Genomic DNA, 6,007 nt, shown 5'->3' on the forward strand with positions numbered 1-6,007 from the left:
CTGCGGCGTGATCCGCTGCCCGCGTCCGTCTGGCTGCGGTGGCTGCCGCACGGACTGGTGTGCCTGGCCGCGTTCGGGGTGGCGGTCGGCGGGGTGGCGCAGCTCGCCGACAACGGCGGGCTGGGCCTGGGCGCGGCCTGGGCGATCGGTCTGGCGCAGGGCGGCGCCCCGGTGCTCGCGCTGCGGCGGCCCCTCGCGGCCTGGTGGATGTCCCTGACGCTGGCCCTGGTGTGCGCCGTCGCGGTGCACGGGGGTCTCGGCGTGACGCCCGGGGTGGTGTTCTCCTGGCCCTGGACGGCGGCCGGGATCATCGCGCACCTGCTCGTCCTGCTGCTGCTCGCGCTGCGGGTGCGCGCCCGGGCGGCGGTCGAGGCGCTGGCCCTGACCGCACTGCTCACCTGGGCCCTGGAGGGCGGCTGGGGCGGGACGGGCTACCAGCCGACCGGGGTCGCCGCGGTGGTGCTGTCCGCGGTGGTGGTGGCGCTCGGCATCGCCGTGCGCGGCCGTCAGGAGGCGCGCGCCGAACTCGTGGAGCAGACCACCCTCACCGCCGAGGAGCGGGCCCGCCGCACCCTCCTGGAGGAGCGCAGCCGGATCGCCCGCGAGCTGCACGACGTGGTCGCCCACCACATGTCGGTCATCTCCATCCAGGCGCAGGTGGCGCCGCACCTGGTGGAGCGGCCCCCGCCCGAGCTGATCGAGAACCTCGCGGGCATCCGGCAGAACGCGCTGGAGGCCCTGACCGAACTGCGCCGGGTCCTCGGGGTGCTGCGCTCCGAGCACCCGGAGGACCCCGAGGGCCCCTACGGGCTCGGCGCCCCCGGCACCGGCGCCGCCGGGATGGAGGTGACCGCCGAGGTCCGGGGGAGGGTGCGGCCGTACACCCCGGGCGTGGAGTTGTCGGCGTACCGGATCGTGCAGGAGGCGCTGAGCAACGCGCTGCGGCACGCGCCGGGCTCCACGGTGCGCGTCGAGGTCGCGCACCGCCCCGACGGACTGCACCTGGAGATCGTCAACTCCCGGCCGCGGGAGGCGGTACCGCCCTCGCCGGGCGTCGGGCACGGACTGCTCGGCATGCGCGAGCGTGCCGCGATGCTCGGCGGCCGGGTCACCGCCGCCGCCACCCCGCAGGGTGGCTTCGCGGTCCCGGCCTTCCTCCCCGGCGACGGCACCCCGCAGGGCGGCCCGCCCCCGGTCCCCTTGCCCACGACAGGAGAACAGACCCCATGACGAGCGGCGCCGGCACCATCCGCGTACTCATCGCCGACGACCAGGAGATGGTGCGGCAGGGCTTCACCGTGCTGCTCGACGCCCAGCCCGGCATCGAGGTGGTCGGGCAGGCGGTGGACGGCCGCGACGCCATCGCCAGGTCCGCCGAACTGGCGCCGGACGTCGTGCTGATGGACATCCGGATGCCCGAACTCGGCGGCATCCAGGCCACCGAGCACATAGCGGCGGCCCAACCGGACGTCAGAGTCCTGGTGCTGACCACCTTCGACCTGGACGAGTACGTGTACGACGCGCTGCGCGCGGGCGCCTCCGGGTTCCTCCTCAAGGACGCCTCCGCCGACAAACTGGCCGAGGCGGTACGGGTGGTGGCCGGCGGCGACGCCCTGCTCGCGCCCGGTGTCACCCGGCGCCTCATCGCCGAGTTCTCCCGGCTGGACGGCGGCCGCCGCCGCCCGCTGCGCCGGCGCGTCGGGGACCTCACCGAGCGGGAGACCGAGGTGCTGGCGCTGATCGCGCAGGGGCTGAGCAACGCGGAGATCGCCGGGCGGCTGGTGGTGGCCGAGCAGACCGTGAAGACGCACGTGGGCCGCGTCCTGGTGAAACTGGGGCTGCGCGACCGCACCCAGGCCGCGATCTTCGCCTACGAGTCCGGGCTGGTCCGCCCCGGCACCCGGTGAACCCTCCCGCCGAAAAGGCCCCGTGGAGTGCCTGACCGCCGAAGAGGCTCCGTGTAGTACCTGAGACGGACCCCGAGGAACCCCTCTCCAAGCTGACGACCGCCCCCGGTTCGCGGCCTACCGTTCTCCCCGTGACCGAGACGACGCACACGCACCCGACCCCGCCGGCCGGGGCCGGCCGGCCGCGCAGCCCGGAGTTCCGGTTGGCGGCCGACGCCCTCGCCGGGTTGCGGCAGGACCTGTTCCACGGGGCCTTCGCCTACCGCCCGCTGCCCCGCCTCGGCCCCGGCAGCCGGCTGGTGCGCGGCCGTTCGGGCCGGATGCGGGAGTACGCGACCCGGGCCCCGCACGGACTGGTGGCCTTCCTCGGCCTGGTGGCCATGTGGCTGGGCATGCTGCGCAGCGACATCTCCGGAGCGCCGTCCCTGCTGTGCGGGCTGCTGGCCCTCGCGCCGGTCCTGCTGACCCTGGTGCGGCCGGCCGGGGCCTTCTGGCTGTCCCTCGTCGCGTCCCTGGTCAGCGCGATGGTCAGCGAGGACTACTGGGGCGGGATATGGACGCCGGGCACCTTCTTCTCCCACCTGGTGGTGCTCACCGTCGTGGCGGTCCGCACCCGCCCGCGCACGGCGGCCTGGATGTGGGTGCTGACCGGGGTGTACGGCTCCATCGCCACCAGCCTCCTCGACCGGACGGAGGGCCGCAGCCAAGTCGCCCAGATGCAGCTGCTGTCCGCGCTGGTCCTGCTGGTGGTCACCGTACGGCAGATCCGCAGGGAGGCCGCGCTGGAGGTCACCGCGCAGCAGTCGGTGACCGAGCACGAGCGCTCGCGGCGCACCCTGCTGGAGGAGCGCACGACCATCGCGCGCGAGCTGCACGACGTGGTCGCCCACCACATGTCCGTCGTCGCCATCCAGGCGGAGGCCGCGCCGTACCGGGTGGAGAACCCGCCGCCGGAGCTGGAGAAGGCGTTCGCCACCATCCGGGAGAACGCGGTGGCGGCCCTGACCGAGCTGCGCCGGGTCCTCGGGGTCGTCCGCGCCGAGGACTACGAGGCCCCCGACGCCCCGCAGCCCACCCTCGCCGACCTCGACGCGCTGCTCGCCAACGTCCGCGAGGCCGGTCTCGACGTGACGAAGACGGTGACCGGCGCGGTGCGCGAACTGCCGCAGGGGGTGGAGCTGTCCGCCTACCGCATCGTGCAGGAGGCGCTGAGCAACACCCTGCGGCACGCGCCCGGGGCGAGCGCCCGGGTGGAGATCGGCTACGTCCTCGGCGGCCTGGGCCTGCGCGTCGTCAACGGCCCGCCGCCCGCGCCGAGCCTGGTGAAGCCGTCGCCGGGCGCGGGGCACGGGCTCACCGGGATGCGGGAGCGTGTCACCATGCTGAACGGCGAGATGACGACGGCCCGGACGGCCGAGGGAGGCTACGAGGTGACGGTCTTCCTCCCGGTCCCGGCCCCGGAGACCGAGGGCGGCGCATGACGATCCGCGTACTGATCGCGGACGACCAGATGATGGTCCGCGAGGGCTTCTCGGTCCTGCTGAACGCGATGCCGGACATCGAGGTCGTCGGCGAGGCCGTCAACGGCCGGGAGGCGGTGGACCGGGTACGGCAACTCGCCCCGGACGTCGTCCTGATGGACATCCGCATGCCCGAACTGAACGGCATCGAGGCGACCCGCGAGATCGTGGCGGCGGACGCCGCCGCCAAGGTGCTGGTGCTGACCACCTTCGACCTGGACGAGTACGTCTACCAGGCGCTGCGCGCGGGCGCCTCCGGCTTCCTCCTCAAGGACGCCTCGGCCCGCCAACTGGCCGACGGAGTGCGGGTGGTGGCGGCCGGCGAGGCGCTCCTGGCCCCTTCGGTCACCAAGCGGCTGATCTCCGAGTTCTCCCGCCTCCCGGAGGCCAGGCATCCGCTGTCCGTCGCCCGCACGGCCTACGGCGACCTCACCGAGCGCGAGACCGAGGTCCTGGTCCTCATCGCCCAGGGCCTGTCCAACGCGGAGATCGCCGAACGGCTGGTGGTCGCCGAGTCCACCACCAAGACCCACGTCAGCCGCATCCTGGTCAAACTCGGCCTGCGCGACCGCACCCAGGCCGCGGTCTTCGCGTACGAGGCCCGCCTGGTGACACCCGGCTGACGCCACCCCTGGTCAGAACGGCCCCCGCGGGTTAGCGTCCCCGCATGTCAGGGCCACACGACCTCGCTTTCGACCCCTGGGACCCCGGGTTCCTCGCCGACCCCTACCCGGCCTACGCCGAGCTGCGTGCGCGCGGCCGGGCGCTCCGGTACGAGCCGAGCGACCAGTGGCTGGTGCCGCACCACGCGGACGTCTCGGCGCTGCTGCGGGACCGGCGGCTGGGGCGGACGTACCAGCACCGGTTCTCGCACGATGAGTTCGGCAGGCAGGCGCCCCCGCCGGAGCACGAGCCGTTCCACACCCTCAACGACCACGGGATGCTGGATCTGGAGCCGCCGGACCACACCCGGATCCGGCGCCTGGTGTCGAAGGCGTTCACCCCGCGCACGGTGGAGCGGCTGAAGCCGTACGTGGAGCACCTGGCGAACGAGCTGGTGGCGGGGCTCGTGCGGGACGGCGGCGGGGATCTGCTGGCGGACGTGGCGGAGCCGCTGCCGGTGGCGGTGATCGCCGAGATGCTGGGCATCCCCGAGGCGGACCGGGGGCAGCTGCGGCCATGGTCGGCGGCGATCTGCGGGATGTACGAGCTGAACCCGTCCGAGGGGACCGCGGCGGCGGCGGTCCGCGCGTCGGTGGAGTTCTCGGAGTACCTGCGGGAGCTGATCGCGGCGCGCCGCGCGGAACCCGGCGAGGATCTGGTCTCCGGGCTGATCGCCGCGCACGACGAGGGCGACCGGCTGACCGAGCAGGAGATGATCTCCACCGCCGTGCTCCTGCTCAACGCGGGCCACGAGGCCACCGTCAACGCCACGGTCAACGGCTGGTGGGCGCTGTTCCGCAACCCCGGCCAGCTCGCCGCCCTGCGCGCCGACCACTCCCTGGTGCCGACCGCGATCGAGGAGCTGATGCGCTACGACACCCCGCTCCAGCTCTTCGAGCGCTGGGTCCTGGACGACATCGAGATCGACGGCACCACGATCCCGCGCGGCGCCGAGATCGCCATGCTCTTCGGCTCCGCCAACCACGACCCGGCCGTCTTCCCCGACCCCGGCCGCCTCGACCTCACCCGCCGGGACAACCCCCACATCTCCTTCAGCGCCGGCATCCACTACTGCATCGGCGCGCCCCTGGCCCGCATCGAACTGGCCGCCTCCATGACCGCCCTGCTCCGCCAGGCTCCCACCCTCGCCCTGGCGGCGGAGCCGACCCGCAAGCCGAACTTCGTGATCCGGGGCCTGGAGGGGCTGAGCGTGGAGGTGCGCTGATCACCCGTCCGGCTGATCACGCGGCTGTTCCGGCATATGCCTCCCGCCCGCACGGCACGCTGGTGCCCGCCTTACGAGGAGGGCACCATGACGGTTATGGCAGAGCGCGAGTTGCAGTCGGCCCAGATGTCGGTGGAGGAGTTCGAGAGGATCGCCGAGTCCGCGGCCAGGGAGACCGACGACACCGTCAGGTTCGAGTTCGTCAACGGACGGATCGGGGTCAAGAAGGTGCCTGACGGCGACCACAACAGCATCGTGCTCTGGTTGATGCGGCAGTGCATGCAGGGGCGGCCGGACCTGGATCTGTACCAGGGACAGGGCCTGAAGGTGGAGGAGTATCGCGAGGGGCGAGTACGGCCGGACGGGGTCCTCGTGCCCAGGCGCCACTTCGCCGGCCACGGCGAGTGGGCCGACCCGGCCGGCGTCATCCTGGTCGTCGAGGTCACCTCGTACGACTCCGACACCGACCGGCGTGACCGCCAGGAGAAGCCCGTGGCCTACGGCGCGGCCGGGATCCCCTTCTACCTGCTGGTCGACCGCGCCGACCACACGGTCACCCTGTTCAGCGACCCGACTCCGGGCGTCGGCTACCGCGACACCCACAAGGAGGCGTTCGGCGCGAGGCTGACGATCCCCCAGCCCCTCGGCATCGAACTCGACACCGAGGAGCTCAAGCACTACGTCGACTGACC

General features: G+C 73.3%; 6 protein-coding genes. All 6 read left to right on the forward strand.

Going from position 1 to position 6,007, the window contains the following annotated elements:
* Positions 1-1,230, forward strand: coding sequence for a sensor histidine kinase (locus FRZ03_RS12130; RefSeq protein WP_146465161.1), 1,230 nt, complete (start codon positions 1-3; stop codon positions 1,228-1,230).
* Entirely contained in the window at positions 1,227-1,907 is a 681-nt protein-coding gene (locus tag FRZ03_RS12135; protein WP_146465155.1) for a response regulator transcription factor, read from the forward strand. The genes FRZ03_RS12130 and FRZ03_RS12135 overlap by 4 nt, the downstream gene beginning before the upstream one ends.
* Before the next feature lie 131 nt (positions 1,908-2,038).
* Positions 2,039-3,388 (forward strand): sensor histidine kinase, encoded by a 1,350-nt coding sequence (locus FRZ03_RS12140; protein ID WP_146465156.1) that lies wholly within the window; start codon positions 2,039-2,041, stop codon positions 3,386-3,388.
* Positions 3,385-4,050 carry a response regulator gene (locus FRZ03_RS12145; RefSeq protein ID WP_146465157.1) on the forward strand — a complete coding sequence of 222 codons (666 nt, stop codon included), beginning with the start codon at positions 3,385-3,387 and terminating at the stop codon, positions 4,048-4,050. The genes FRZ03_RS12140 and FRZ03_RS12145 overlap by 4 nt, the downstream gene beginning before the upstream one ends.
* A gap of 44 nt (positions 4,051-4,094) precedes the next feature.
* Positions 4,095-5,315 carry a cytochrome P450 gene (locus FRZ03_RS12150; protein ID WP_146465158.1) on the forward strand — a complete coding sequence of 407 codons (1,221 nt, stop codon included), beginning with the start codon at positions 4,095-4,097 and terminating at the stop codon, positions 5,313-5,315.
* Between the two features lie 87 nt (positions 5,316-5,402).
* Positions 5,403-6,005, forward strand: coding sequence for a Uma2 family endonuclease (locus FRZ03_RS12155; protein WP_146465159.1), 603 nt, complete (start codon positions 5,403-5,405; stop codon positions 6,003-6,005).
* The last annotated feature ends 2 nt before the right edge of the window (positions 6,006-6,007 follow it).

The organism is Streptomyces misionensis (assembly GCF_007896895.1).
Lineage (GTDB): Bacteria > Actinomycetota > Actinomycetes > Streptomycetales > Streptomycetaceae > Streptomyces > Streptomyces misionensis_A.